27 protein-coding genes and 1 pseudogene are annotated in these 24,187 nt (G+C 71.3%); 16 read left to right on the forward strand and 12 right to left on the reverse strand.

The window, feature by feature from the left end; genetic code table 11:
- The first annotated feature begins 84 nt into the window (after positions 1 to 84).
- From QQM72_RS17200 to QQM72_RS17215, 4 genes are all read left to right on the forward strand, one after another.
- Positions 85 to 3,102 carry a helix-turn-helix transcriptional regulator gene (locus QQM72_RS17200; RefSeq protein WP_314221754.1) on the forward strand — a complete coding sequence of 1,006 codons (3,018 nt, stop codon included), beginning with the start codon at positions 85 to 87 and terminating at the stop codon, positions 3,100 to 3,102.
- Positions 3,103 to 3,154: 52 nt separating this feature from the next.
- On the forward strand, positions 3,155 to 3,496 hold the full coding sequence (locus tag QQM72_RS17205; RefSeq protein WP_314221755.1) for a VOC family protein: 342 nt from the start codon (positions 3,155 to 3,157) through the stop codon (positions 3,494 to 3,496).
- Positions 3,497 to 3,637: 141 nt separating this feature from the next.
- Positions 3,638 to 3,991 (forward strand): hypothetical protein, encoded by a 354-nt coding sequence (locus tag QQM72_RS17210; RefSeq protein WP_314221756.1) that lies wholly within the window; start codon positions 3,638 to 3,640, stop codon positions 3,989 to 3,991.
- Positions 3,992 to 4,082: 91 nt separating this feature from the next.
- Positions 4,083 to 4,295: a DUF4287 domain-containing protein gene (locus tag QQM72_RS17215; RefSeq protein WP_314221757.1), complete on the forward strand. Its 213-nt coding sequence runs from the start codon at positions 4,083 to 4,085 to the stop codon at positions 4,293 to 4,295.
- Between the two features lie 25 nt (positions 4,296 to 4,320).
- Here the strand turns inward: QQM72_RS17215 and QQM72_RS17220 are convergent, their stop codons facing one another.
- On the reverse strand, positions 4,321 to 5,829 hold the full coding sequence (locus tag QQM72_RS17220; protein WP_314221758.1) for a DEAD/DEAH box helicase: 1,509 nt from the start codon (positions 5,827 to 5,829) through the stop codon (positions 4,321 to 4,323).
- Between the two features lie 131 nt (positions 5,830 to 5,960).
- The gene (locus tag QQM72_RS17225; protein ID WP_020133270.1) at positions 5,961 to 6,164 is read right to left on the reverse strand and encodes a cold-shock protein; all 204 of its coding nucleotides are present in this window, start codon (positions 6,162 to 6,164) and stop codon (positions 5,961 to 5,963) included.
- A gap of 377 nt (positions 6,165 to 6,541) precedes the next feature.
- Here QQM72_RS17225 and QQM72_RS17230 point away from each other — a divergent pair, with 377 nt between their 5' ends.
- Both QQM72_RS17230 and QQM72_RS17235 read left to right on the forward strand, forming a co-directional pair.
- On the forward strand, positions 6,542 to 6,880 hold the full coding sequence (locus tag QQM72_RS17230) for an SCO0607 family lipoprotein (protein ID WP_399077648.1): 339 nt from the start codon (positions 6,542 to 6,544) through the stop codon (positions 6,878 to 6,880).
- Between the two features lie 22 nt (positions 6,881 to 6,902).
- Entirely contained in the window at positions 6,903 to 7,265 is a 363-nt protein-coding gene (locus tag QQM72_RS17235) for a DUF952 domain-containing protein (protein WP_314221910.1), read from the forward strand.
- 199 nt (positions 7,266 to 7,464) lie between these two features.
- Here the strand turns inward: QQM72_RS17235 and QQM72_RS17240 are convergent, their stop codons facing one another.
- On the reverse strand, positions 7,465 to 7,920 hold the full coding sequence (locus QQM72_RS17240; RefSeq protein ID WP_020133267.1) for a tellurite resistance TerB family protein: 456 nt from the start codon (positions 7,918 to 7,920) through the stop codon (positions 7,465 to 7,467).
- Positions 7,921 to 8,168: 248 nt separating this feature from the next.
- The gene (locus QQM72_RS41035) at positions 8,169 to 9,146 is read right to left on the reverse strand and encodes an SCO2400 family protein (RefSeq protein ID WP_449657431.1); all 978 of its coding nucleotides are present in this window, start codon (positions 9,144 to 9,146) and stop codon (positions 8,169 to 8,171) included.
- A 262-nt stretch (positions 9,147 to 9,408) separates the two neighbouring features.
- Here QQM72_RS41035 and QQM72_RS17250 point away from each other — a divergent pair, with 262 nt between their 5' ends.
- Positions 9,409 to 10,992: a carbohydrate-binding protein gene (locus tag QQM72_RS17250; protein WP_314221760.1), complete on the forward strand. Its 1,584-nt coding sequence runs from the start codon at positions 9,409 to 9,411 to the stop codon at positions 10,990 to 10,992.
- Between the two features lie 124 nt (positions 10,993 to 11,116).
- On the opposite strand, the gene QQM72_RS17255 is transcribed toward QQM72_RS17250, so the two are convergent.
- The 3 genes from QQM72_RS17255 to QQM72_RS17265 form a co-directional block, all read right to left on the reverse strand.
- Positions 11,117 to 11,575, reverse strand: coding sequence for a pyridoxamine 5'-phosphate oxidase family protein (locus QQM72_RS17255; protein ID WP_314221761.1), 459 nt, complete (start codon positions 11,573 to 11,575; stop codon positions 11,117 to 11,119).
- 133 nt (positions 11,576 to 11,708) lie between these two features.
- Complete coding sequence (locus tag QQM72_RS17260; RefSeq protein WP_314221762.1) at positions 11,709 to 12,176, reverse strand: NUDIX domain-containing protein; 468 nt, start codon at positions 12,174 to 12,176, stop codon at positions 11,709 to 11,711.
- Positions 12,163 to 12,924, reverse strand: a complete 762-nt coding sequence (locus tag QQM72_RS17265) for a DUF5919 domain-containing protein (protein ID WP_314221763.1) — start codon at positions 12,922 to 12,924, stop codon at positions 12,163 to 12,165. Before QQM72_RS17265 ends, QQM72_RS17260 begins: the two co-directional genes overlap by 14 nt.
- Positions 12,925 to 13,129: 205 nt before the next feature.
- Between QQM72_RS17265 and QQM72_RS17270 the strand changes: the two genes are divergently transcribed.
- The 4 genes from QQM72_RS17270 to QQM72_RS17285 all read left to right on the forward strand — a co-directional run bounded on the left by QQM72_RS17270 (position 13,130) and on the right by QQM72_RS17285 (position 15,862).
- Complete coding sequence (locus QQM72_RS17270; protein WP_314221764.1) at positions 13,130 to 13,489, forward strand: DUF6415 family natural product biosynthesis protein; 360 nt, start codon at positions 13,130 to 13,132, stop codon at positions 13,487 to 13,489.
- 447 nt (positions 13,490 to 13,936) lie between these two features.
- Entirely contained in the window at positions 13,937 to 14,437 is a 501-nt protein-coding gene (locus QQM72_RS17275; protein WP_314221765.1) for a glycine-rich domain-containing protein, read from the forward strand.
- 76 nt (positions 14,438 to 14,513) lie between these two features.
- Positions 14,514 to 15,167 carry a class I SAM-dependent methyltransferase gene (locus QQM72_RS17280; protein WP_314221766.1) on the forward strand — a complete coding sequence of 218 codons (654 nt, stop codon included), beginning with the start codon at positions 14,514 to 14,516 and terminating at the stop codon, positions 15,165 to 15,167.
- Between the two features lie 149 nt (positions 15,168 to 15,316).
- The gene (locus QQM72_RS17285; protein ID WP_314221767.1) at positions 15,317 to 15,862 is read left to right on the forward strand and encodes a hypothetical protein; all 546 of its coding nucleotides are present in this window, start codon (positions 15,317 to 15,319) and stop codon (positions 15,860 to 15,862) included.
- Positions 15,863 to 15,924: 62 nt separating this feature from the next.
- Here QQM72_RS17285 and QQM72_RS17290 read toward each other — a convergent pair whose 3' ends face one another.
- On the reverse strand, positions 15,925 to 16,584 hold the full coding sequence (locus QQM72_RS17290; protein WP_314221768.1) for a TetR/AcrR family transcriptional regulator: 660 nt from the start codon (positions 16,582 to 16,584) through the stop codon (positions 15,925 to 15,927).
- Between the two features lie 223 nt (positions 16,585 to 16,807).
- Between QQM72_RS17290 and QQM72_RS17295 the strand changes: the two genes are divergently transcribed.
- From QQM72_RS17295 to QQM72_RS17315, 5 genes and pseudogenes are all read left to right on the forward strand, one after another.
- Complete coding sequence (locus QQM72_RS17295) at positions 16,808 to 17,839, forward strand: medium chain dehydrogenase/reductase family protein (RefSeq protein WP_314221769.1); 1,032 nt, start codon at positions 16,808 to 16,810, stop codon at positions 17,837 to 17,839.
- A gap of 217 nt (positions 17,840 to 18,056) precedes the next feature.
- Positions 18,057 to 18,302 (forward strand): annotated as a pseudogene (locus QQM72_RS17300) (SRPBCC family protein); the annotation flags it as partial.
- A 117-nt stretch (positions 18,303 to 18,419) separates the two neighbouring features.
- The gene (locus QQM72_RS17305) at positions 18,420 to 19,115 is read left to right on the forward strand and encodes an RNA polymerase sigma factor (protein WP_314221911.1); all 696 of its coding nucleotides are present in this window, start codon (positions 18,420 to 18,422) and stop codon (positions 19,113 to 19,115) included.
- On the forward strand, positions 19,112 to 20,221 hold the full coding sequence (locus QQM72_RS17310) for a CU044_5270 family protein (protein WP_314221770.1): 1,110 nt from the start codon (positions 19,112 to 19,114) through the stop codon (positions 20,219 to 20,221). The genes QQM72_RS17305 and QQM72_RS17310 overlap by 4 nt, the downstream gene beginning before the upstream one ends.
- A gap of 203 nt (positions 20,222 to 20,424) precedes the next feature.
- Positions 20,425 to 21,135, forward strand: coding sequence for an SCO4225 family membrane protein (locus QQM72_RS17315; protein ID WP_314221771.1), 711 nt, complete (start codon positions 20,425 to 20,427; stop codon positions 21,133 to 21,135).
- Here QQM72_RS17315 and QQM72_RS17320 read toward each other — a convergent pair.
- From QQM72_RS17320 to QQM72_RS17335, 4 genes are all read right to left on the reverse strand, one after another.
- Entirely contained in the window at positions 21,069 to 21,413 is a 345-nt protein-coding gene (locus QQM72_RS17320) for a helix-turn-helix domain-containing protein (protein ID WP_314221772.1), read from the reverse strand. The genes QQM72_RS17315 and QQM72_RS17320 overlap by 67 nt on opposite strands.
- A gap of 483 nt (positions 21,414 to 21,896) precedes the next feature.
- The gene (locus QQM72_RS17325) at positions 21,897 to 22,208 is read right to left on the reverse strand and encodes an SCO5918 family protein (protein ID WP_054241958.1); all 312 of its coding nucleotides are present in this window, start codon (positions 22,206 to 22,208) and stop codon (positions 21,897 to 21,899) included.
- A gap of 6 nt (positions 22,209 to 22,214) precedes the next feature.
- Positions 22,215 to 22,433 carry a CBS domain-containing protein gene (locus QQM72_RS17330; protein ID WP_314221773.1) on the reverse strand — a complete coding sequence of 73 codons (219 nt, stop codon included), beginning with the start codon at positions 22,431 to 22,433 and terminating at the stop codon, positions 22,215 to 22,217.
- A 130-nt stretch (positions 22,434 to 22,563) separates the two neighbouring features.
- A complete protein-coding gene (locus QQM72_RS17335) occupies positions 22,564 to 24,060 on the reverse strand; it encodes a DEAD/DEAH box helicase (RefSeq protein WP_314221774.1) in 1,497 nt (498 codons plus the stop codon).
- Positions 24,061 to 24,187 lie beyond the last annotated feature (127 nt).

Below are 24,187 nucleotides of genomic sequence, written 5' to 3' on the forward strand. Positions count from 1 at the left end.
AACGGCCGCGCGGACCCGTGCCGAACCGCACGACCTCTACGTGTACATGGACATGTCCGATGTGCCCGACAGCAGGAGGCAGGGATGACCGGACCGTTGCGGGAACGCGAGGACGCGCACGCGCTGCTCGCGGCGGAGGCGGAGCGGGCCCGAGCCGGCGCGGGCCGTCTCGTTCTGCTGCGCGGGGCCACGGGCACCGGCCGGTCCGCCGTCCTGGAGGCCGCCGCCGCGCACGCCACCCACCTGGGCCTGCGGGTGCTGCGCGCCCGCTGCTCGCCCGACGACATCGCGCTGCCGTTCTCCTCGGTGCTCCATCTCCTCGGCTCCGTACCCGAGTTCGCGGACGTCGGGCCGGGCGACGGCGACCGGGGGAGCGCGGCGCGGCTGTGGCGGCTGCTGCGTTCGTACGCCGACGAGTCGCCGCTCATGGTGGCCGTGGACGACGTCCACCTCGCCGACGAGGCCTCGCGCCGCTGGTTCGTGGAGGCGGCCCGCCGTATCGACCGATTACCGGTACTCCTGGTGGCCACCGAGCGCAGTCAGTACGACATCGAACCGCGGCCGGCCGGTCTCACCCACGCCCTGTCCCCGTCCGTGGTCCGCACCCACACCCTCGCTCCGCTCACCGACAACGCCTCGGCCGACCTGGTCCGGGCCGCCTTCCCGACGGCCTCCGAGCGGTGGACGGCGGACTGTGTGCGGGCCGGCGCGGGCAGCCCGCTGCTGCTGCACGCCCTCCTCGACGACCTCGACGGCGCCCCGCCGCCGACGGCCGTCCCGAGGACGTGCGCCGCGCTGTACCCGGGTTCCTACCCGGCTGCCGTCTCCTGGTGGCTGGACAGCGCGGGCCCGGCGACGGCGGAGGTGGCCCGCACCCTCGCGGCCCTGGAACAGGCGGAACGCACGGAACAGACGGAACGGGCCGTACGGGAGGAACGGGCGGCGAGCGATGTACGGGCCGCGCGGAGGGCGAGCGCCGAGCAGGTGGAGAACGCCGAGCGGGCGGAGAGCGCCGAGCGGGCGGAGAGCGCCGAGCGGGCGGAGGGCTTCGTCGCCCGCGACACCGTCCCCGTTCCCTTCTCCTTCTCCTTCCCCCTCCCCGACCCCGTCCCCGATCCCGAGAGCGACAGCTGCACGGACACCGTCACCGAAGCCGCCCAGGAAGCCCTGCCCGCCGCCGAAGCCGCCACCGACGCCCTCGCCGCGCTCGTCGCCGACGCCTCCGGCGCCGACCCCGCCCGTGTCTCCGGGTGGTTCACCGCGATGACGCGGCTCGGCGTGCTGCGACCGGACCGGGCCGGCCGCCCCCGCTACGCGCACCCGCTCCTGCGGGACGCCGTCCTCGGCGGCTGGTCCACCGCCCGCCGTCAGGACGCGCACCGGGCGGTCGCCCAGGCGATGCTGCGCCGGGGCGACCACCTCGACGCCGTGGCACGGCAGTTGCTGGGCAGCGCGCCTGCCGGCCTGACCTGGGCGCTGCGCGTGCTGCGCGACGCCGCCACCGTGGCCGCGCGCGACGCCCGCCCCGGCGACGCCGTCCGCTACCTGCGCCGTGCCCTCCAGGAGCCGTTGCCCGACGACCTGCGGCAGCGGCTGCTCACCGAACTCGGCTCCCTGGAGTACGCCTCCGCGGACAACCCGGCGGGCATCCCACGACTGGCCGAGGCGCTCGACCTGCCCGCCGAACCCCGTGACCAGGTCCGTACGGCCATCGCGCTGGGCACCGCGCTCGTGGGCCGGGGGGAGGTCCGTACGGCGGTGGAGGTGCTGCGCCGGCTGGAGGGCAGGCTGGCCGGTCACCCCGACCTGGCGCGGGCCCTGCAGACCGCGTCCGCGCTGCTCTCGGACCAGGACCAGGCGGTCCGCCGGGAGGCCTACCGCTGGCTCACCGAAACCGCCGAGCGCTCCCCGGAACTCGTCGGCGCGTCCGGGCAGGCCCTGCTCGTGCGGTACGCGGCGACCGCGGGCGACCTCCCGGCGCAGGAGGCGATGCGACGGCTGCGCACCCTCCTGACGGAACCCGCCGATCCCCTCGCCGAGCCGTTCCTGCTCGGCACGGCCGCGGCGGTGGCCCAGTGGGCCGACGAACTCGACGAGGCCGAACGCCTGGTGGAACGCGGCCTGGCCGGCCAGCATCCGAGCCTCCTGCACCCGATGGAACAGGCCCTGCTGGACACCAGGTGGGACATCGCGGCGGCGCGGGGCGCGTACGGCACGCTGCTCGCCGCGCTCCCGGAGGCGGGCCGCGCCCGGCGCATCGGCGGCAGCCCGGTCAACGCCGACGCGCACACCCTGCTCGCGCTGGTCGAGACGGGCCGTACGCCGCAGGCCCGCCGGCTGGCCGACACCTTCGACCTCCGCGACACCCCGGACTCCTGGGAGCTGAACCGGTTCCTGTACGCGCGGGGCGTGCTGCGGTTCACGGAGGGGGATGTCGCGGGCGCCCTGCACGACTTCCTGGAGTGCGGTCGGCGGCAGTCCGCCCGTGCCGTTCACAGTCCGGTCGTCACGCCGTGGCGGACGGCGGCCGCGGAGTGCCGGCTGGTGCTGGGCAACCCCCAGGAGGCGCTGGCCCTGGCGGCGGAGGAACTGCGACTGGCCCGGGTGTGGAACACACCGCGCACGACGGGACGGGCGTTGCGGGTCCTGGGCCGGGCGACCCGGGGCCGGCGGGGCCTGGAGCTGGGCGCGGAGGCGGTGGCCGTCCTGCGGGACTCCCCGGCCGAGGCGGAACTCGTGGCCTCGCTCCTCGCCCACGGCCGGCAGCTGACCGCCGCCGGTGAACGCGGGCGGGGCCGCGACCATCTGCGGGAGGGCGCCGAACGGGCCGAACGGCTGGGCAGCGTCCGCCTGCTGACCTACGCCGAGCAGGCCCTCCGCACCGCCGGCGGCCGCCGCACCACGCCCGCGCACACCGGCTCCGGATCCCTCACCGGCAGCGAGCGCCGCATCGCGGAACTCGCGGCGGACGGCCGCACCAACACCGAGATAGCGGACCTCCTGCACGTGGCCCGCCGCACCGTGGAGACCCACCTGACCAGCGCCTACCGGAAGTTGGGCATTCGGCGCCGGGGAGAGTTGCGGGGTGTGCTGGACGACTGAGGCGGCTGCGCGGCGCCGGGTCGCCACGGGCCGCCCGACCTACGATGAGGTCATGGCCGTCGACCTCTTCGCAGGCATCCCCGTCAACGACTACGCAGCGGCCCTCGCCTGGTACGAGCGGCTGCTCGGCGACCCGCCGGCGTTCTTCCCGAACGACGCTGAGGCCGTCTGGGAGCTCGCCGAACACCGCTACCTGTACATCGAGCACCGTCCGGGGCACGAGGGCCACGCCCTGAACACCCTCTTCGTCGACGACCTCGACACCCGGGTCGCCGCCATCACCGGCCGCGGTCTGACCCCGACCCGCCGGGAGACCTACGCCAACGGCGTACGCAAGGTCACCTTCCACGACCCGGACGGCAACGAGATCGGCTTCGGCGGCGCCCCCGTCTGACCGCCCGACGCCCCCGGGTCAACGCTCGAACCGGCAGTCAGCGCCCGGTTCCCGGCGCGCCGAGACCGCTGTGACAGGCCTGTGACCGCAGGAGTGGCCTCCGCCACAGCCCGCGCCGCCCCGCCCTGGTGGGGTGACCGGATGCGTACCGCACTCTCCGTACTGCGCGGCTGGCTGCCGCCGCTTCTGGTACACCTGCTGATCGGCCTTCCGACGGCCGTCGTCCTGCTGTGCGTGCGCTGGTACCTCAGCCACGGGCACTGCGCGTACGAGGACCTCGGCCGCCGCGACCTGGACCACTGCACGTACGACCAGATCGAGGACGGCGGTTTCGTGCGGATCACGCTCGTCCTGTTCGCGGTGTTCGTCGCGCTGCTGCTCGTCCTCTTCGACGGTCTGCGCCCCCTGTCGAAGGGCCGCCCGCTCAAGCCCCGGCTGCTGACCCTCCCCGCGATCCTGCTGCCCTACGCCGTGTACGCCGCCGGCGGCGGGTGAGCGCGGGCCGGCCACGAGACGGCCGGAGGCAGGTGACGCGGATCACTTCCCCGCGCCGATCACTTCTCCCTTCGGCGCCGGTCATACGGACATGACTGAAGCTGTGAAGGGCCCCGCGAGTTACTTCCCGTCGATCGAGAAGAAGTACGGACGTCCGATCGCCGAGTGGAAGACCCTGATCCGGGCCTCGCCGCTCACCCGGCACATGGAGCTCGTCGCCTGGCTGAAGACCGAGCACGGGCTGGGGCACGGGCACGCCAACGCGCTGGTCGCGCACACGCTGGCGGAGGACGCCGGCGTGTGAGCCCCCGCCGGCCCCCGGCCCGGCCTCAGCGGCCGTTCGCGGTGTTGCCGTTGCCCTTGGCGGGGGAGCGGCGACGGCCCTGGGCGGTGGGTCGTCCGCCCTGGGCGGTGGGACGGCCGTTGCCCTGGGCCGCGGGACGGCCACGGCGCGAGCGCGCGGTGGAAGCCGAGCGCGCGGGACGCTCCTCGGTGACCGCCGGAGCGAGGACGACGGGCACGCCGGAGGGCGCCTGCGCGCCGGTGATACGGCTCAGCTCGGTCTCGCCCGAGCGGACCCGGGTGGTCTGCGGGGTGATGCCGGCGTCGGCCATCAGCCGCGTCATCTCCCGGCGCTGATGGGGCAGGACCAGCGTGACGACGGTGCCGGACTCGCCGGCGCGTGCCGTACGGCCGCCGCGGTGCAGGTAGTCCTTGTGGTCGGCGGGCGGATCGACGTTGACGACCAGGTCGAGGTTGTCGACGTGGATGCCGCGGGCCGCGACGTTGGTCGCCACCAGCACCGTGACGTGGCCGTCCTTGAACTGGGCCAGGGTCCGGGTCCGCTGGTTCTGGGACTTGCCGCCGTGCAGGGACGCGGCGCGCACCCCGACCGCGAGCAGCTTCTTCGCCAGCCGGTCCGCCGCGTGCTTGGTGTCCAGGAACATGATCACGCGTCCGTCGCGGGCGGCGATCTCCGTCGTCGTGGCGTGCTTGTCCTCGTCCTCCACGTGCAGCACGTGGTGCTCCATCGTGGTGACGGCGCCCGCCGACGGGTCGACCGAGTGGACGACGGGGTCGTGCAGGTAGTTGCGCACCAGCCGGTCGACGTTGCGGTCCAGGGTGGCGGAGAAGAGCATCCGCTGGCCGTCGGGAAGCACCTGGTCGAGCAGCTGCGTCACCTGCGGCATGAAGCCCATGTCGGCCATCTGGTCGGCCTCGTCGAGGACGGTGATGGCGACCCGGTCGAGCCGGCAGTCGCCCCGGTCGATGAGGTCCTTGAGGCGGCCGGGCGTGGCGACGACGACCTCGGCGCCGCCGCGCAGGGCGCTTGCCTGCCGGCCGATCGACAGACCGCCGACCACCGTGGCGAGCCGCAGCCGCAGCGCGCGGGCGTAGGGGGTGAGGGCGTCGGTGACCTGCTGGGCCAGTTCCCGGGTGGGGACGAGGACCAGGGCCAGCGGCTGGCGGGGCTCGGCCCGCTGTCCGGCCGTACGGGCCAGCAGCGCGAGCCCGAAGGCGAGGGTCTTGCCGGAACCGGTGCGGCCACGGCCCAGGACGTCCCGGCCGGCCAGCGAGTTCGGCAGCGTCGCGGCCTGGATCGGGAACGGGGTGGTCACGCCCTCGGCACCGAGGGCGGTCAGCAGCCGCTCGGGCATGTCGAGTTCGGCGAACGACTCGACGGCCGGCAGTCCCGGGGTGAGGGTGACGGGCAGCGCGAATTCACCGCCGGACGCGGCGGGACGACTCCCGCGTCCACTCCGCCCGGGCTTGGCCGAACGGGAGGGGGCGCCCTGGCGCCGGTCCGTACGGGAGCGGACGGAGCTGTTGCGGTTCATCCGATACCTTCCTCGAAAGGGGAAAATGCCATGGGCCGGGGCCCGCACTCAGGAGTGCGGGCCCCGGCCACGTAGTCCGCGTGATGCGCAGCCGATCGCGTCAGCGTCAGCGTCAGGCGGCGTCAGGCGGTTCAGGCGGGCTGGATGTTCTCCGCCTGCGGGCCCTTCTGGCCCTGAGTGACGTCGAAGGTAACCTTCTGGCCTTCCTGAAGCTCACGGAAGCCGGACGTGGCGATGTTCGAGTAGTGGGCGAACACGTCAGCGCCGCCACCGTCCTGCTCGATGAAGCCGAAGCCCTTTTCCGAGTTGAACCACTTCACGGTGCCAGATGCCATGTTGAATCTCCCTATGGGGCAATGCCCGGACTCCGCACCTTGCGGACCCGGGTGCGGCAGGATCGGGAACGCCCCAAAAACAAAAAGAGTGCCCGTCGACGGAAGGTCGAAGAGCACTCAAAAGCCTCTGGTAACCGAAACTGCCACTTTTATCACGGTAGCACAGGTCCGGATGCGGGGCCGGGGAGCGGGAGAGCACCACCGGGACGTGTTGAGGACGTCGGCCCAGGCATATGAGTACCCGTACTCAAGAGGAACACTCCCCCAGCTCGGCAGGCTGATCGCACACCCGGTGCGGCCGTCGAGACGGCCGGCCGTCCAGCCGTGCAGAGGAGCCGACCGTGCGCAGGACCATGACCATGGCCAGGACCAGGATCATGGCCAGGACCAGGACCAGGACCAGGACCGGGAGCCGAGTGGGAGTGGGCCGCGCCCTGGCCGGTGCGGCCGTGGCGGCCGCCATGGCCGTAACGACGCTGACCGGCTGCTCCTTCGACATCGAGGAGGCGATCTGCGGCGGCGGCGAGTACCCGGTGCTGGCGGTGAACAGCAGCGGCGGTGACTGCGTGCCGGACGGCGAGGAGCCGGCGCAGGGCTGGGCCCGCTATCCGGAGGGCAAGGTCCCCGAGAAGGTCGGCGACAAGTGGGACACCTACTGGAGCACCCACACCCTCGACGAGAAGGGCGAGATCATCGCGCTCCCCGAGGGCGGGTGAACGCCCGTTGTATAACGGGATGATGATTTATCACGTCGTACCGCTCGACGACTGGAGCACCGCCCCCGAGCGGCCCTACGCGCCCGCCTCGCTCGCGGAGGACGGATTCGTCCACTGCTCGCCCGACGAGGCGACCACGCTCGCCGTCGTCAACGCGTTCTACCGGACCGGCCCCCGGCCGCTGCTGGCGCTCGTGCTCGACGAGAGCCGGCTCACCGCGACCTGCGCATGGGAGGCGGCCGCGCCCGGTCCGCCGCCCGGAGTCGCCGAAGGCACCCTGTTCCCGCACGTGTTCGGGCCGATCGACCGGGACGCGGTGACCCGCGTCCTGGAGGTCGGCTGGGACGAGAACGGCCTGGCGACCGGCCTGACGGACATCGGCTGACGGAGCGCCGGCCGACGGGCTTCAGCTGCCGGGCGTCTGCGCTGACGGCCCGGCGTCGCTGACGGCCCGGCGGTAGGAGGGTGGTGCGCGAGAACCCTACGGTTCTCCCGCACCACCCTCCGGCGGCCCGGCCGGCCGGGCGGCGCAGCCGCACCTCGCCGAGCGCGGCGACGCCGACGGGGGCGAGAGCGTGCTGAGCTCAGAGGTCGAACTCGTGCGGCGGCAGGTCGAGGGTGAAGCACGCCTCCCGTACGACGGCCTGCTCGGTCTTGTCGAAGTCGCCGTCGGCGCCGCCGATCACGATGCCGATCTGGATGACGGCCCGTGCCTCGGCCGGCTTCTTCTTCGCCTTGGCGATCTCCTGGAGAACGCTGACCTTGCCGAAGTCGAAGTCGGTGGTCAGCTTGTTGAGGTTGTCGTCGAAGCGCCGCTGGAGATCCGTGGCGTCGAAGTTCTGCAGCACCTCGTTGGAGGCGATCAGCTGCGCCACCCGGCGCCGCTCCGCGGGGTCGATGGTGCCGTCCGCCGCCGCGACCAGGGCACACATCGCCATGCTCGCGTCGCGGAAGGCGCCGCTCTTGAGGTCGTTCTTCTTCGACACGAGTTGGGTCTGCATCGTCGACGCGGACTCCTTGATGCGGTCCCACAGGGCCATGAGAACTCCAGAAGGTCGGGGCGGAGTAAGTGACTGCACAAGATCTACAGCAACGTAGAAACTAACGGCAGCCCCGATAAGTTCCCTGGGCCTCCTGGGCCTCCTGGGTCTCCTGGGTCTCCTGGGTCTCCTCAGCCCCTCCAGTCTCCTCAGTCCCCCGCGCCCGCCCCGGGGCCGGTCGCCGCGCGGTGTGGTGCGGTGCATGACGCGGTGCCGGTCGTGGTCGGGCCTGGTCGCGCCCGGCCCGGTCAGCTGAGGCAGATCAGGCCCAGCAGACAGACGTCCGAAGGCGAGGTCCCCGCGGGGGTGGTGCTCGTCGAGGAGGAGGACGAGGAGTTCGACGACGAAGAGGACGAAGAGGACGACGACGAAGAGGACGAAGAGGACGAAGAGGACGACGACGAAGTCGACGAATCCGAGGCGGAGTTCGAGGTCGACGACTCCGTGCCGTCGGTCGAGGTGGAGCCGGATGACTGCTGTCCGCTCACGCCACTCGCGCCGGTCGTGCCGGCGGCCGTGTTCGTGGTGCCGGTCGTGCCGACGGGAGCGTTGGCCGTTCCGCCGCCGGCCGAGGAACCGGTCCGCTGCCGGGGGATCGACGGCACCGTGGCGGGGGCGGAGGCCGGCGCGTCCGGATGGGCGTTCGTCGACGACGGGGTGCCGGGTGAGGGCGAGGCACGGTGCGCGCCGGAGCGGCTCACCGTCGGGAGGCTGTGTTCCAGGGTCGGTTCCTCGCCGCCCGCCGTGGTCGGGGTCTCCGGCACCGTGGCCGCCTGTGCCTGGTCGCCGGTCTGGCGGTCCAGCGCGGCGAAGGTCAGACCGCCTCCGACGAGGGCGACGGCCGTCGCGACCACGGCACGGCGCTGGTTCTTCTTCCAGCGGGCCAGCTGCCGCCGACGGGCCGCCCGCCCTTGCGGCGCGTGCGGCACGGACGGCACGGACGGCACGGACGGCACGGACGGCACGCTCTCGGAGTCGGGTGACGGGGCGGCCGACGGTGCGGTGTCCGTGTACGACGTGGTGTCCGCGTACGGCGTCGACGCAGGCGTGAGTCCCGCAGGCGTCGGATCCGGCAACGGGGCCGATATCCGTGTCGTCATCGCGACCCGGGCCGGGGCGATGCCGCGGCCGACCGTGACCGGTGCGATGTCCGGGGCGTAGGCGCCGCATCCAGGGCACACCAGGGCGCCGTTGAGATGCCGGCGACACGTGGAGCAGTAGTCCATCTGCGGTCTTCCTACGCGGGGGTCCGATGGCCGGCAACGCTAACGAGTCGTTCGAAAGACCGTGTGCAGTCTGTGTGACGCTCCTGCACGGATCCCTTGAGGAGATCGGGCGCACGCGAGCACACACCACACCTCCGTCCATAGATGTGAACAGAGAACAGGTACGCGTCTCTTGACGCGCTCACGCCACGCCCCTAACTTCCGGGAGAAAGCGCTTTCTGGTCCGGCCGACCCGCACTCGTTCCGTTCCTGGAGATGAATCATGCAGCTGAGATCCGTCATGGCCTGCGTCAGCCTGGTGGCAGGAGCGCTCGTAGCGCTGTCCGGCACCACGGCCCAGGCGGCCACCACCACCCGCTACGAGGCGGAGACCTCTCCGGCGGTCTGCGCCGGCACCATCGACTCCGACTGGACCGGCTACTCCGGCAGCGGATTCTGCAACGGCACCAACGCGACCAGTGGCTACGCCCAGTTCACCGTGAACGCGGCCGCGGCCGGCACGGCGACGCTGAACGTCCGCTTCGCCAACGGCGCCGGCACGGCCCGCCCGGCCTCCCTGGTCGTCAACGGCACGACCGTGCAGACGCCGTCCTTCGAGGCGACCGCCGCCTGGTCGACCTGGGTCACCAAGACGCTCACGGTGTCCCTCAACGCGGGCAGCAACACCGTCCGGCTCACCCCGACCACCGCGGCCGGCCTGCCCAACGTCGACTACCTGGAGGCGACGACCGCCGACAGCACCACACCCCCGGCCGGCGGCGCGCTCTACGTCTCACCGAGCGGCACGGACAGCGCGGCCGGCACCCAGTCGGCCCCGACCACCCTCACCTCGGCGATCAGCCGGGTCACCGCGGGCGGCACGATCTACCTGCGCGGCGGGACGTACGCCCAGGCGTCGACGGTCACCGTCCCGGCGACCAGCAGTGGCACCGCGAGCGCGCTGACCACGCTGTCCGCCTACCCGGGTGAGACACCGGTCCTCAACTTCTCTGCACAGAGCGAGAGTTCGACGAACCGCGGGCTCCAGCTGTTCGGCTCGTACTGGCATGTCCACGGGGTCGTGGTCGAACACGCCGGTGACAACGGGATCTACGTCGGCGGCAGCCACAACGTCATCGAGCGCACCGTCACCCGCTACAACCACGACACCGGGCTCCAGCTCGGCCGGATCGCCTCCAGCACGCCCGCCGCGCAGTGGCCGTCCGACAACCTGATCCTCTCCGCCGAGTCGCACGACAACGCCGACTCCGACGGCGAGGACGCCGACGGCTTCGCCGCGAAGCTCACCACCGGAACCGGCAACGTCTTCCGGTACGCGGTCTCCCACAACAACATCGACGACGGCTGGGACCTCTACACCAAGACCGACACCGGAGCCATCGGCCCGGTGACCGTCGAGGACTCCCTCTCCTACGACAACGGCACCCTCTCCGACGGCACCGTGAACACCAACGGCGACCGCAACGGCTACAAGCTCGGCGGCGACGACATCGCCGTCAACCACGTCGTCCGGCGCAGCATCGCCTACCGCAACGGCCATCACGGGTTCACGTACAACAGCAACCCGGGCACCATGGCCGTGTCGAACAACCTGAGCATCGACAACGCCGAGCGCAACTACTCGTGGGACGCGGGGACCTCGGTGTTCCGCACCAACACGTCCTGCCGGTACAACGTCAGCGGCTCCAACGACAAGACGGTCGGTGACGCCGACAGCACCAACCAGTTCTGGACCGGCGCCAACGGATCCCGGTGCGCTTCCTCCTACGGCGGCGCCCTCGCCTGGTCCTTCGCCTCGAACGGCCAGCTGGTGGTGACGCTGGGCGGCACCAAGGTGACGCTCTAGCCAAGCGGCCGGTACGGGTGCGGGGGCCTCCCCTCGCACCCGTACACGGTGTTGTCCAGCTGCCTCCGGCCGTGCCTGTCCGTGCCCGGCCGTGCCTGTCGTGCCCGGCCATGTCCGGCCGTGCCTAGCCGTCGATGTCGAGCGCCGTCCCGTACAGCCGGTCCACCTTCAGGCGGATGACCACCCGGCGCTCGGCGACCTGTTGTTCCAGGAACCCGTCCTCGTCCTCGGGCCGCGCGTCAGCAGGGATCACTCCGAGCAGCTCCCGTCCGACCGCGTCACCGGGGACGGCCGTGACCCCGGAGACCTCGGCCTCGCCCTCGGCGACCGCGAACGACCACACGTCGTCGCCCGGTACGTGCAGGGCGGCATGCGGGTCGCGGCGCAGGTGCTGGACCTTGATGCGGTCGGCCGTCGTCGAGAACCGCACGATCCGGGCGTCCGCGTCCCAGCTGTAGACCATCGTGGTCAGGTGCGGGTGCCCGGTGCGCCGGACGGTGGCGAGCGTGCCGAACCGCTGTCGCCCGAGCAGCTCGGAGAGTGCTTCGTCGGACAGCGTGCGAGGTGCGGACCCTTGAGTCATGCCGTGATCAACTCCCGTGGAGCCACAGGTATTTCGATACAGCGGGGAGAGATGCCCCCACCCCAAGCAGTGCAGGCCGACGATCCTGCCCGGCCGCAGCTCGGCACTGCGAAGAGCGGCGTACCAGCCGTGGCTACCCAAGGGCGGGCATGCGGCCGCTCCGCCAGTCGTTCACGCGCTTGCGGATGCTGGAGACCATGGGCAGCGCGTCGACTTCCGCGGGCTCGAACCAACGCACGTCCGTGGATTCGTCGGACACGGCGAGCCGTCCTGCCGACGGCCGCGCCAGGAAGCAGATCGAGAACTCCTGCCGCACCTCGCCGTCGTCGTAGGCGAAGACATGCCGCGGGTCGGAGTACGTGCCGACGATTCCGACGATCTCGACGTCCAGTCCCGTCTCCTCGCGGGTCTCCCGGACTGCACAGTCGGGCAGGGACTCACCGATGTTCATGGCACCACCGGGAAGCGCCCACATACCGTTGTCGGTCCGGCACTGGAGCAGGATGCGCCCCGCTCCGTCGGTGACGACGACAGAGGCCGCAGGTACGAGGCTGTTCGCCTTGGGTGCGCTCGGGTCGTCCTCGTAGTCACGCCTGCCCATCGATCTCCCTTTCCCATATCGGTGTGCCGCGCCTCCACAGTTCCTCGACGTGCGCCGCGAAGCGGTCGAACATGCCGTCATCCTGGCGGCGGCGCAAATGAAGAGTGGGCGCATCGTGTCCGACGCTGTGCGTCAGCAGGGGCGTGACGATCATGTCGTCATCAAAGCGGAACACCGAGAGATGGGCATGTCCGCTGCTGTACCGTGCGTCGATGCCCGGCTGGCTCTGGATCTTCTCCAACTCGGCGAGCGTCACGCGGATGCGCGTCGACAGTGTGAGCGCGACGCCCTCTTCCTGTTCCCGTGACCGCGTGAGCTCGCTGTCCGGGTCACCTACCAGGAAGCGCACACGGCACCCTTGGACTCCCTTGCGGCGCAAGGCCGTGCCGAAGCGCGCCTGTTCGAGCCACAGGAAGTAGTTCGTGTAACCGGCAAAGGTCAGTTCCCGCTCGGCCTTCGTGATCAGCGACCGCCACAGGGAGGCCGGACAGCCGGACCGGTACGGATACACGGAAACTATCTCCCGGTCCGGGCCGACTTTGATCGCCTTCTTCGCTGCTGCTGGCCACAACACCGCCTCGTCCTCCCCAAGCACCTCGCAGATGATCCACCGGTGACGTGCGTGGGGCACGCGCCCTGTCTGAGTGATCCACCGGCCGATCGTCTTGATGTCGACACCGCACCGTTCGGCCAGTTCGCGGTCGGTCAAACGTGCCTGAGCCATTGCGCGGCGCAGCGCTTCGTTCACGAGTACCCCCAAGGACGTTTGGGACGCTTTGGAAGCGTAAGGCAACTCCGTGCCTAACGACCGCGGTACGAAGTAGGAACGCACCGCACAACTCGCAAAGGTGGGTGAGCTACTACGCGAAGACCCCGGCGGCCTGGCAGGGCCCCGGGGTGTGGCCGACTGGTTAGGAGTCGACTTGACGCACCGTACAGCCACAGCGCCAGCTGTGGCAGAGCGTGCCCCGGCCGATCCGCCCGACATCCCTGCGATGCGGGAGACGGCGCAGATCCTGCTGGACCCGGACCTCCTGGCGCTGCCCCCGGCGGCCGGTGAACTGGACACCCTGACCCAGGCGGCGCGCGGCCACATGGAGATCCTCATCCCGGAGGTCGAGCAGGCGGCCGGAAAGCCGGCCGAGCACAGCGTCCCCCGCTACTGCGCCCTTGCCTGTGTCGGGGAAGCGCGCGGGAAGCTCCGGGCCGAGCCCGGCCATGGGACTGGTGGAACGCTCGGATACGCCCAGCGTCTGGCCCGGGTCCTCAACGCCTTGTGCGACCACTACGAGAAAATCGGTGGTCGCTCGTGACGGCGGCGGTCATCAACACCGAGGATCTGTCCGCCGAGTGCACGTTGGCGCGACAGCCCGGCTACGCGGACCTGCACACCCGGTGCCGCCAGCTCAGGGACATCCCCCTCCCACACTCCACAGACCTCCTACTCGCGCGCCGATGCCGCTGCTCGTGCCACCGGCAGCCGCCTGGAAACCCGACGTGAGGGCCACCAGCGCCCTTTCGTGTAAGTGGCGGCCGTGACCGCCCCGGTTCTCCTCCTTGGCGCTCGCGCGGAACACCGTACCGACGCACCCCCATGGCGACCCCCGGATCGGGGTCGCACCTGGATCACCTCTCTCTGCCGTGCTCCATCAGACACGGCGGGAAGGACCCGCAATACATCCGCCCCGGCCGCGGCCATCGACAGGTTGAGCCCGGGACGGCCTCCTCAGCACGGCACAACATCCCAGAAGGGAAGGCCAATGACCGTTACCCTCGACCAGCCCGCGAGCACGCGCACGCGGGAGCCGAAGGAACTCCTCAACGCCGTCGCTCCCCACATCACGGAGCTGACCGTCAACGTCTTCGACTCCGGCCTCAGCCTGTGGGAGCGCGAGGTCGCGCTCCTGCTCCGGGACCACACCATGGTGCGCGACATGGCCGAGCGGATCCTCGGGAACGCCATCATGTATGTCATGGGGAGCATCGAGAACCCTGATCAGCACCTCGGCGTCGGCAAGATGGTCGACATCGGCGTTCACCAGCTCATCCTCGACACACCCGTATGGTGGGGCATCTGCCGCGCCTACAACGGCGGGCGGTTCAAGCACCACGCGCCGTTCGTCGAGCGCCGCCGCGACGGCCTCTGTCTGCGTACCGGGGACTTCCTCAAGAGCCGGGGCTGGCCGGTCGACGAGGAGCTGTGGGCCATCGACGGCACTGATTGCTCGCCGTGTGACGACAAAGTCCCCGACAGTCACTGAGCTCGCTACAGTGCCCCCGCCCTTACGGCTCCCCGAGGGCGGGGGCTCCCGCATTCCCACGACCGGAGGAACAGCTGTGCCCGTACCGCATGACATCGCAGCCGAGACCGAATTGTGGGACGTCTACGCCGAATCCGCCTTCAAGGACGACGCCGAGCCCGCGTTCTGCTGGACCCAGTACGCCGGACACGGCCCGGGGCCGGAGCTGCTGGGCAGGCCGACCAGGGTCCTGGAGATCGGCTGCGGAACCGGCCGCGCCCTTGCACATCTGGCGCAGCAGGGGATCGAGGCCCACGGTGTCGACCTTTCCGCGGTCATGGTGAAGAAGACCAGCGAACGCTGGGCCGACACCGGCGCCACGTTCGAGTGCGGCGAGGTTCTGGAGTGGCTGGCCGCCCGCGACGACACCTTCGATGCCGTCTACTCGATCTTCGGCGCGGCCTGGTTCGCCGACCCCGGGCGCCTCTTCCCCCTGGTGAGGGACCGGCTCAGCCCCGGGGGGGTGTTCGTGTTCTCGCAGCCGCCCGCGATCCCCGGCGCATACGGCCCGCAGGGCATGTACAAGGGCGGCTTCGCGGGGAAGGCCATGTTCACCTACCGGTACTCCTACCGCCCCGCCGTCTGGGAGCGACTGCTCACCCGTTCCGGGTTCGCGACCGCGGAGGCCCGCATCATCGACGCGCCGAAGCCCGGGCACATCGGCACATTGGTCGTCCGCGCCGAGGTGTAGGGGATTGAGTCTGGACCGCGCACACAGTGGTCGCCGTGAAGAACTGGCACCCCATTCGATGCCGACGGGGCGGGCGCACCTTCCGCGTACGTGGGTGAGGCACCGCAAGTAGGGTCCCGGGTGAGGTCAAGTGATCTGCGGGGGCGGGTATGTCGGGACAGTTTTTCACCTTGATCGGTGTGCTGGTCGGGGCGGCGGCCTCGTACGTCGGTGGGGCCCTGATGGAGCGGGCCCGATGGCGGCGCCAGCTCACCACGAGGTGGGACGAACACCGTCTGGAGTGCTATCTCCGCTATGCCGACGCGGTGAAGCGGTTCACTTCGCTGGCGGGTCGGCTGGCGGCGGGGAAGGGCCTTTTCCATCTTCCTCAGCCGCTCGCCGAGGAAGCCGGTCTGGAGCTGATGGCGGAAGCCGAACTGGAGCGTGGCTACGCCTTCGAGGCCGTCCTCCTCATGGGCGACGCGGAGACCATCTCGGCGGCCAGAGCGCTTCAGCGCCACGCCTGGGTCCTGGAACAGTTCGTCCGCGACATGCGCCCCGGCACACCGGACGACTGGATGAAGGCGTTCCGTGAGTTCCAGGAGAAGCGCGACGAGTTCTACGTAGCCGCCCGCGACAGCCTGGGCGTGCACGCCAAGTTCCGGCTGCGCTCGGAGGATCCCGCCCTCCTCGCCACCGATCCCCGCCATATGTAGACGATCCCCGGCCACGGGTCGTCGAGGCGGGGCTTCGAGGCGTTCGGCCTCGCGGGCGCCCCTCAGTTCGCCGACGGGCCGGTCAGGGAGTCGAGTTCGGCTGCGAAGAGCAGGGTGGGGTCGAAGCCCATTCCGTTGAAGTGGCCCGCCAGTTCGAGGGACAGCACGCCGTGCAGGCGGGTCCAGCAGGTCAGGGCCCGGTGGAGGGCGGCGGGCGGGGCGGCGTGGCCGTTCGTCCACTGGTCGCCGAGGCCTTCGAGGTGGGCGGCGAGCCGGGTCGGCGGGCCGTCGGCGGGCAGGTCGGCGCAGGCGTCGAGCAGGGCCGTCATGATCTCGGACGCGATCGTGGTGACGTCGTCCGGCGCGTGGTAGCCCGGGACGGGCGTGCCGTAGACGAGGAAGTACCGCTGGGGGTCGTCCAGGGCCCAGTCGCGCAGCGTGTGTGCCAGTCCGGTCAGGCCGCTGCCCGCGGCCGAGGCGGCGCGGAAGGCGTCGGCGAGGCTTCGGTACGCGTCGCGGACGAGCTCGGTGATCAGCTCGTCGCGGCCGGCGAAGTACCGGTACAGCGCGGGTCCGCTCATCCCCATCTGCCTGGCGATCGCGTTGAGGGAGAGCGCGGACGCTCCCGCCGTGGCGATCTGTTCCCACGCGCGCTCCTTGATCTCCGCCCGTACCTGGGCGCGATAGCGCTCGCGCGGGGTCGTCGTACCCGTCTCCGCCATGGCCTGCGGCCACCTCTCCGCTCTCAAGGTCTCTGGGTCCTGCGGTCTCCGGGTCTCGAGGGCTCGCGGGCTTGAGGCCTTGCGGTCTCCGGATCGCACGCACTCGCTACTACAGCTTCAAGATTCAGTTAGAGGCTATCACGAACGTTATTGACACCCCCCTTCAACCTGCGTTACAACTTCTAACGAACGCAAGCAGAGGTAACACTCACTGGAGGTTGTCATGAGCGCCGAGGGACTCGTCGAGGTCGTCCTGCCGGGCAAGGTCGAGCCGGAAGGGCTGCGGATCCGGCACGGAGCCGTCCCCACTCCGGGCGCCGGACAGGTACTGATCCGGATGGAGGCGACCGGGGTCTCCTTCGCCGAGCAGCAGATGCGCCGCGGCCGCTACTACGACCAGCCGCCGTTCCCCTTCGTCCCCGGCTACGACCTGGTCGGCACGGTGCTGACGACCGGCGACGGCGTCGAGCCCGACCTGGCCGGCACCCGGGTGGCCGCCCTGCTCAAGGTCGGCGGCTGGGCCAGTCATGTCCTCGTCGACGCCGCCGACGTGGTGCCGGTGCCCGCCGGGATCGACGCGGCGGAGGCGGAGACCCTGGTGGTCAACGGCATCACCGCCTGGCAGATGCTGCACCGCAAGGCGCGGGTCCGCGCGGGCGGCACCATCGTCGTGCACGGCGCCAACGGTGGCGTCGGCTCGGTCCTGGTCCAGCTGGCCCGGGCCGCCGGCGTGCGGGTGATCGGCACGGCGTCCACCCGCCACCACGACGCCCTGCGGCAGCAGGGAATCACGCCCGTCGACTACCGCACCGCCCACCTGGCCGCGCGGATCCGTGAACTCGCCCCCGGTGGCGTGGACGCCGTCTTCGACCACGTCGGCGGCCGGGGCATCGTCGACTCCTGGCGCCTCCTCGCCCCCGGCGGCACGCTCGTCTCGTACGGCACCGCCTCCACCCGGGACGACGAGGGGTCCAAGCAGTGGCCCGTGCTGAAGCTGTTCGGCCGGCTGTGGCTGTGGAACGCGCTGCCCAACCGCCGCCGCGCCTACTTCTTCAACGTCTGGGCCGGCCGCGCCCTGGCCAGGAACCGCTTCCGGGCCCGGCTGCGGACCGACCTCACCGAGGTGTTCGCTGCCCTCCAGCGCGGTGACGTGACACCCCGGATCGCGGCCCGGCTCCCGCTCGCCGACGTCGCCGACGCGCTCCGTCTGGCCGAGTCCGGAACGGTCGCGGGCAAGGTCGTCCTCCACCCGTGAACGGGGCGCTCGCACCCGCACCCGCACCCGCACCCGCACCCCGTGCTTCTCAGCACAAGCCCCACGCCCCAAGCGCCCCACGCCCCAAGCGCCCCATGCCAACCGATCCACCGGTCAACCGACCCACCGGCCGACCCGCCATCCGGCCCACCTGCCATCCGGCTCACCCGCCATCCGGCCGACCCGCCATCCGGCCCACCAGGCCTTCAGAGCAAGGCAACTCCAGCGCGGGGCCTGCGTCCTGTGGAGCGGACCCGCGATCGGCCAGGGCCTGCGTATCGACGAGGGCGTTCACCTGTGGACCTTCACCGAGGTCGAGGGCGGCGTCCGCGTCCACACCGAGGAGACCTGGACCGGCGCCCAGGTCGAGGCCGACGTCCCCACCGCGACCGCGGCACTCGGCGCGGGTCTCGAAGCCTGGCTCCACGACCTGAGGACCACCGCCGAGCACCGCCGGAAGTGACGGCGCCCGCGTGCGACCCTCGACGCCGGGTCCGGTGCGGGCCGGTGGGGCGAGTGTGGCGCAGGTCACGGGAAGTCGGTGTCGTGTGCCGGACAGCTCAGTGACGTGAGCACTCAAATGCGTACCCGGGTACGGGCCGGGGAGTCGAGCGCGTTCGCGGAGTTGTTCGACGACTACTCCCGCGCCGTCTACAACCATGCCTTCCGGCTGACCGCCGACTGGTCGACCGCCGAGGACGTGATGGCCGCGACCTTCATGGAGGCGTGGCGGCTGCGCGACCGGGTCGATCCCGAGGGCGGCTCCCTGCGGCCCTGGCTGCTGGGCATCGCCACCAACACCGCCCGCAACCAGTACCGCAGCAACCGGCGGTACCGGGCGGCGGCCGGCGCCGCCGCGGCCGCCGAACTGTCCGTGCCCGACCACGCCGACGAGGTCGCCGACCGGATCGACGACCGGCGGCGGCTAGCGACGGCCCTCACCGCCCTGGCCGGTCTGCGCAGACCGGAGCGCGAGGTCGTGGCGCTCTGTCTGGGGGAGGGGCTGGACTACGAGGCCGCGGCCGAAGCCCTGGGAATCCCGGTCGGCACCGTCGCCTCCCGTCTCTCCCGGGCCCGCAAGAAACTGCGGGCGCTCACCGCGGACGAACCGGCCCGCCGCCCGGCCCGTCACCCGGCGCCCGACCGGACTTCCGACCGGACTTCCGACCGGACTTCCGAGAAAGTCCGCGGAAATCGGGAAGGCGGTCGCACCGGTCGACAGACAAGAGGCGATCACACCAACGTGGTCCGGCCCGCGCAGGGAGGAAACCGATGAACGCGAACACGTCCCGGCAGAGTCCGGCCGAGGGGGAGGAGAGCGCACAGCTCTTCACCCGGACGGCGCGTGACCTGCCGCCGGGCCGTCACCAGTTCCACAAGGAGCGTCTGATGGCCCAGATCCACGAAGCGCGACAGGAAGAGCGACGGGAAGAGCGTCCGGCGGCGGCAGCCCCGGGCGGCGTCCGGCGGCTGCGGCTGCCGCGCCCGGCGATCACGTTGCCCTTGCTGGCCGCCGCGCTCGCCGGGGTGGTCGTCGTCGGGTTGGCGAGGACCGAGGGTGAGGGGGTCAGGGACGGCGGTGTCGCCACCGGACCGGCCCTCACCACGACCGTCGGCGTCGCCACCACCAAGGGCCTGCCCCAACTGCTCGACCAGATCTCGCTGGCCGCCGCCGAGGACGACCACCCGGTGGTCAAGCCCGGTCAGTACATCTACATCGAGTCCAAGTCGGCCGACACCTTCCTGAAGACCGTCGACGACAAGACCACCCTGGCCAGTCACCAGCTGCACACCCGTCAGCTGTGGGAATCCCCGGACGGCACCAAGGGCTGGCTGATCGACCCCGCCGTCAACGACAGCCCCGAGGGCGAGACCCTGAGCCTCCCCGACGAGCAGGGCAACACCCCGAAGGCGCACCTGGGCGCCCCGTCGTACGACTACCTGACCAAGCTGACCACCGACCCCGACGAGCTGCTCGCCAAGATCTACAAGGAGACCGGGGGCCAGGGGAACACCCCGGACCAGCAGGCCTTCACCACCATCGGCGACCTGCTCACCCAGAGCTACCCGCCGGCGGAGCTGTACTCGGCACTGTTCAAGGCCGCCGCGAAGATCCCCGGTGTCGTGGTCGTGAACGACGCGGTGGACGCGGTCGGCCGGCACGGGGTGGCGGTGGCGCGGCTGGACGAGACCAGCGGCCGGCGCGAGGAGTGGATCTTCGACACGAAGACCCATGTCTTCCTCGGTGAGCGCGCCGTCCAGGTGAAGCGGCTCAGCGGGACGGACGCCCTGATCACGCCCGGCACGGTCACCTACACCAGTGCCATCCTGCACCGGGCCATCGTCGACGGCATCAAGCAGACGCCGTCCCAGGCCGGCTGAGCCGCCCACGCGAGCAGCCGGTGACATCGAGGACGGCGGCGCGGGACACGAGAACGCCGTGCCCCCGTCCTCGGCGGTCGCAGGCGCCGAGCGCGGGCAGCGGAACCGCAACCCGGGCAGCGGAACCGCAGCCCGGGTAAGAGAACGAAATCCGCCTTCAGCCGGAGGGGGCCCGCTCGCCCGCGGCCTGGCCTGGACCGGCCATGGACCGAACCGACGACCGGCTGCTCCCGGTCCTGCTGATCTGCGCCCAGGCCGCCGTGCGGCCGGGCGCGGAGCTGGTGCGCGGGGCCGTGCCGCCCGCGTCCGCCCTGCTCGTGGCGGCTCTGGTGGCAGGTCCGGTGACGGCCGCGCTCGCCCTGCGCCGCACCCGTCCGGCACCCATCTCTGACGGCAGTCCACCGGGCCTTGACGCCCTCGTCCGAACGCTGTCCCGTCCGTTCTACGCCCCCCCCGACCACCGCGACGATCACCGCAACCCAGGAGTCCATCCCGTGACCGGTACCGGATCCGGCCGAACCTTCCCGCGACGTCCGCCTCACCGGCTGTTCCACCGGGTGGGCCAGGCCCTCGGCGACGTCTTCGCCCCGGTCTACCTGGCGCTCTGCGCGGGCCTGCTGGTGTGGGCGATCGTGGTGAGCGCCGTCGACAGCTCGGGCGAGTCCATGGCAGGTGTCATCCCCCTGCTCGCCACCGCTCCGGCCTGCTTCGTGTTCGTCGTGCTGCCGGACGGCATCGCGATGTCCGTCGTCGCCGTGGTGTTCGGCGCGCTGGTCAACGCCACGGTCATCGGCTGGCGCGCCCGCGCTCTGCGCCGCGGCGAGCGCCCGGACCCGACGCCCTGCGCTCAGCTGGAGCCGGAGCTGCCGGACGTGTCGTTCGCGGCGCGGCGGTACTCGGCGTTGATGCGCTGAGCCTCCTCGAGCTGGTCCTCGAGGATGACGATGCGGCACGCGGCCTCGATAGGGGTGCCCTTGTCGACGAGCTCGCGGGCGCGGGCGGCGACCCGGAGCTGGTAGCGGGAGTAGCGGCGGTGTCCGCCCTCCGAGCGGAGGGGGGTGATCAGCCGGGCCTCGCCGATGGCGCGGAGGAAGCCCGGAGTGGTGCCGAGCATCTCTGCGGCCCGACCCATCGTGTACGCGGGATAGTCGTCGTCTTCCAGACGACCACCGAGCGGGGTATCTGCTGTCATTTCACCTCGTTGAGCAACGCGTCGAGGGGCCCTGGTGCCGTACGGCACCAGGGCCCCGAGGGAAATTCAACACCATCGGCCGGCTGTACTGCTGTGCCGACCTTCTGTTTTCGCTACCCGGGCCCGTCGTACGGGCGGGGGCGCGTGGATCGCGGCTGCGTGACCGGGGACCACCTTCCAATCCATGGTCTTGCGGTACCCGGACCCGGAAGCTTCCTCGGGCCGGGCGATCCTGATGGCGTATGCGTTTCCGTCCTTCCTCTGAACCGACCAGTTCCTGGTCGTGCGTACGCAAGAAACGCTACCCAAGCGGCATGTCAATGTCTACTCTGGCGAGAATAGATTTCAGATCTCCGGGGGTGCAGATACCGCTGGCGCTCCCGCAACGCCGCGAGGGCCCTGCCGACGTGTGTCGGCAGGGCCCTCACTGTGCTTCCGGGGTGCTTCCGCGTGCTTCCGTGGTGCCTTCGGGTTTTCGGACCGTCAGTCCTGCCATGTCCCGGGCGCGCCGAGCAGGGCCGAGGCGCTCTGGAGCGGCGTCAGGACCTGTACGGGTTCGGCGGGGTGGTCGTGGCAGGTGAAGCCGAGGCGGACCATGGCCCGGACGACCTCGCCGCTGGTGAAGTCACGGCGGTCCTGGCGGGTGATGATCTCCCCCACCTGCTTGACGGGGTAGCGGCGGCGGCCGATGGTCACGGACTCACCCGTGACGGGTTCGGCCGGGATGCCCTTCATCGAGTCCATGACGCCGTCCTTGGTGAGGTCGAACGGGTACCGGGCGATGACACAGCGCATGTTGCCTCACAGAGAGAAGGAGCAGGGCCTCGAGGAGAGCCGGACCGGAGTGTCGAGGTCGAGCACGTCCCGCAGGCGGAGCCGGTCCGTGTACGTCGCCCCGGCGCGCAGAACGGCCAGCTGGGCGCGGGTGACCGAGCCCGTGCACTGGTCGTCGCCGTCGCAGAGGATCAGATGATCGACCTGGGCACCGGCCATGACGGACAGGGCCACCTCGACGGTCATGTCGTCACGGACCCGCGGTCCGGAATCGTCGTGATGCCGCCGTGTCCGTACCGGGTGCGTCTGGACCGATGTCACTGGTGCCTCCTGCGGAGATGGGGGAGCCTTCCGGCCGGGTGAACCGGGTCCGGCATCAGGCCGCCGGGTTGACGGCGGGCCGGTTCCGGCTCGGCCGCCCGCGGCGGCCCCGGGACGAGGAGGACCGGGACGAGGAGGACGAGGACGAGGACGAGGGCGACGAGGACGACGGCGTGCGGCGGCGAGGCGTGGCAGCGGCCGGCGCGGTGATGACGACCGGGACACCGGAGGGCGTCCGGGCACCGGTGACGCGGTTGAGCTCCGCCTCGCCCGAGCGCACCTGGGTGATCTGCGGGGTGATGCCGGCCGAGACCATCAGCCGGCTCATGCCGCGGCGCTGGTCGGGGGTGACCAGGGTGACGACGCTGCCGGACTCGCCGGCCCGTGCCGTACGGCCGCCGCGGTGCAGGTAGTCCTTGGGGTCGCTCGGCGGATCCACGTTGACGACCAGGTCGAGGTTGTCGACGTGGATGCCCCGGGCCGCGACGTTGGTCGCCACCAGCACCGTGACGTGGCCGTCCTTGAACTGGGCCAGGGTCCGGGTGCGCTGCGGCTGGGACCGGCCGCCGTGCAGGGCCGCGGCGCGGACGCCGTTGTGCAGCAGGTGCTTGGTCAGCTGGTCGACCGCGTGCTTGGTGTCCAGGAACATGATCACCCGGCCGTCCCGTGCCGCGATCTCGGTGGTGGCCTGCTGCTTGTCCGTGCCGTGCACGTGGAGGACGTGGTGTTCCATCGTGGTGACGGCGCCCGCGACCGGGTCGACGGAGTGGACCACCGGGTCGACCAGGTAGCGGCGGACCAGCAGGTCCACGTTGCGGTCCAGGGTGGCCGAGAAGAGCATCCGCTGGCCGTCGGCCCGCACCTGGTCGAGCAGTGCGGTGACCTGGGGCATGAAGCCCATGTCGGCCATCTGGTCGGCCTCGTCGAGGACCGTGATGTCGACGGCGTCCAGTCGGCAGGCGCCCCGGTCGATCAGGTCCTTGAGCCGGCCCGGCGTGGCCACGACGACCTCCGCGCCGTTGCGCAGCGCGCCGGCCTGCCGGCCGATCGACATCCCGCCGACCACGGTGGCCAGTCGCAGCCCCACGGACCGGGCGTACGGCGAGAGCGCGTCGGTGACCTGCTGGGCGAGTTCGCGGGTCGGTACGAGGACCAGCGCGAGCGGCTGTCGCGGTTCGGCGCGTCGGCCCGCCGTGCGGGCGAGCACCGCGAGACCGAAGGCGAGGGTCTTGCCCGAGCCGGTGCGGCCGCGGCCGAGTACGTCGCGGCCCGCGAGCGAGTTCGGCAGGGTCGCGGCCTGGATCGGGAACGGTATGGCCACGCCCTCGTGACCCAGCGCGGCCAGCAGAGTCTCCGGCATGGCCAGCTCGGCGAACGACTCGACGGCGGGCAGCGCCGGAGTGATCGTCTTCGGCGGCGCGAACTCGCCCTGGGGCGAGATCCGTCGGCGTCCGCCGTCGTTGCCACGGCGGGGAGCGCCGGAGCGGTCGGGCCGGGAGCGGTGATCGGAGAAGCGGTCGTTCCTGCGGGTGTGCGTGCGTGCGTAGTTCATGGGACCTTCCTTGATGCGTCGGCGCGTATCAAGGAATTCCCGCGGCACTGGTGCGGCGCTGAGAATCGCGAGAACGGGCCAAAGGCGATGGCGTCGAATCGGGTCGACGGCTAAAAATGCGCCGCGG

This window comes from Streptomyces zaehneri (assembly GCF_032248645.1).
In the GTDB taxonomy this organism is placed as follows: Bacteria; Actinomycetota; Actinomycetes; order Streptomycetales; family Streptomycetaceae; genus Streptomyces; species Streptomyces coriariae.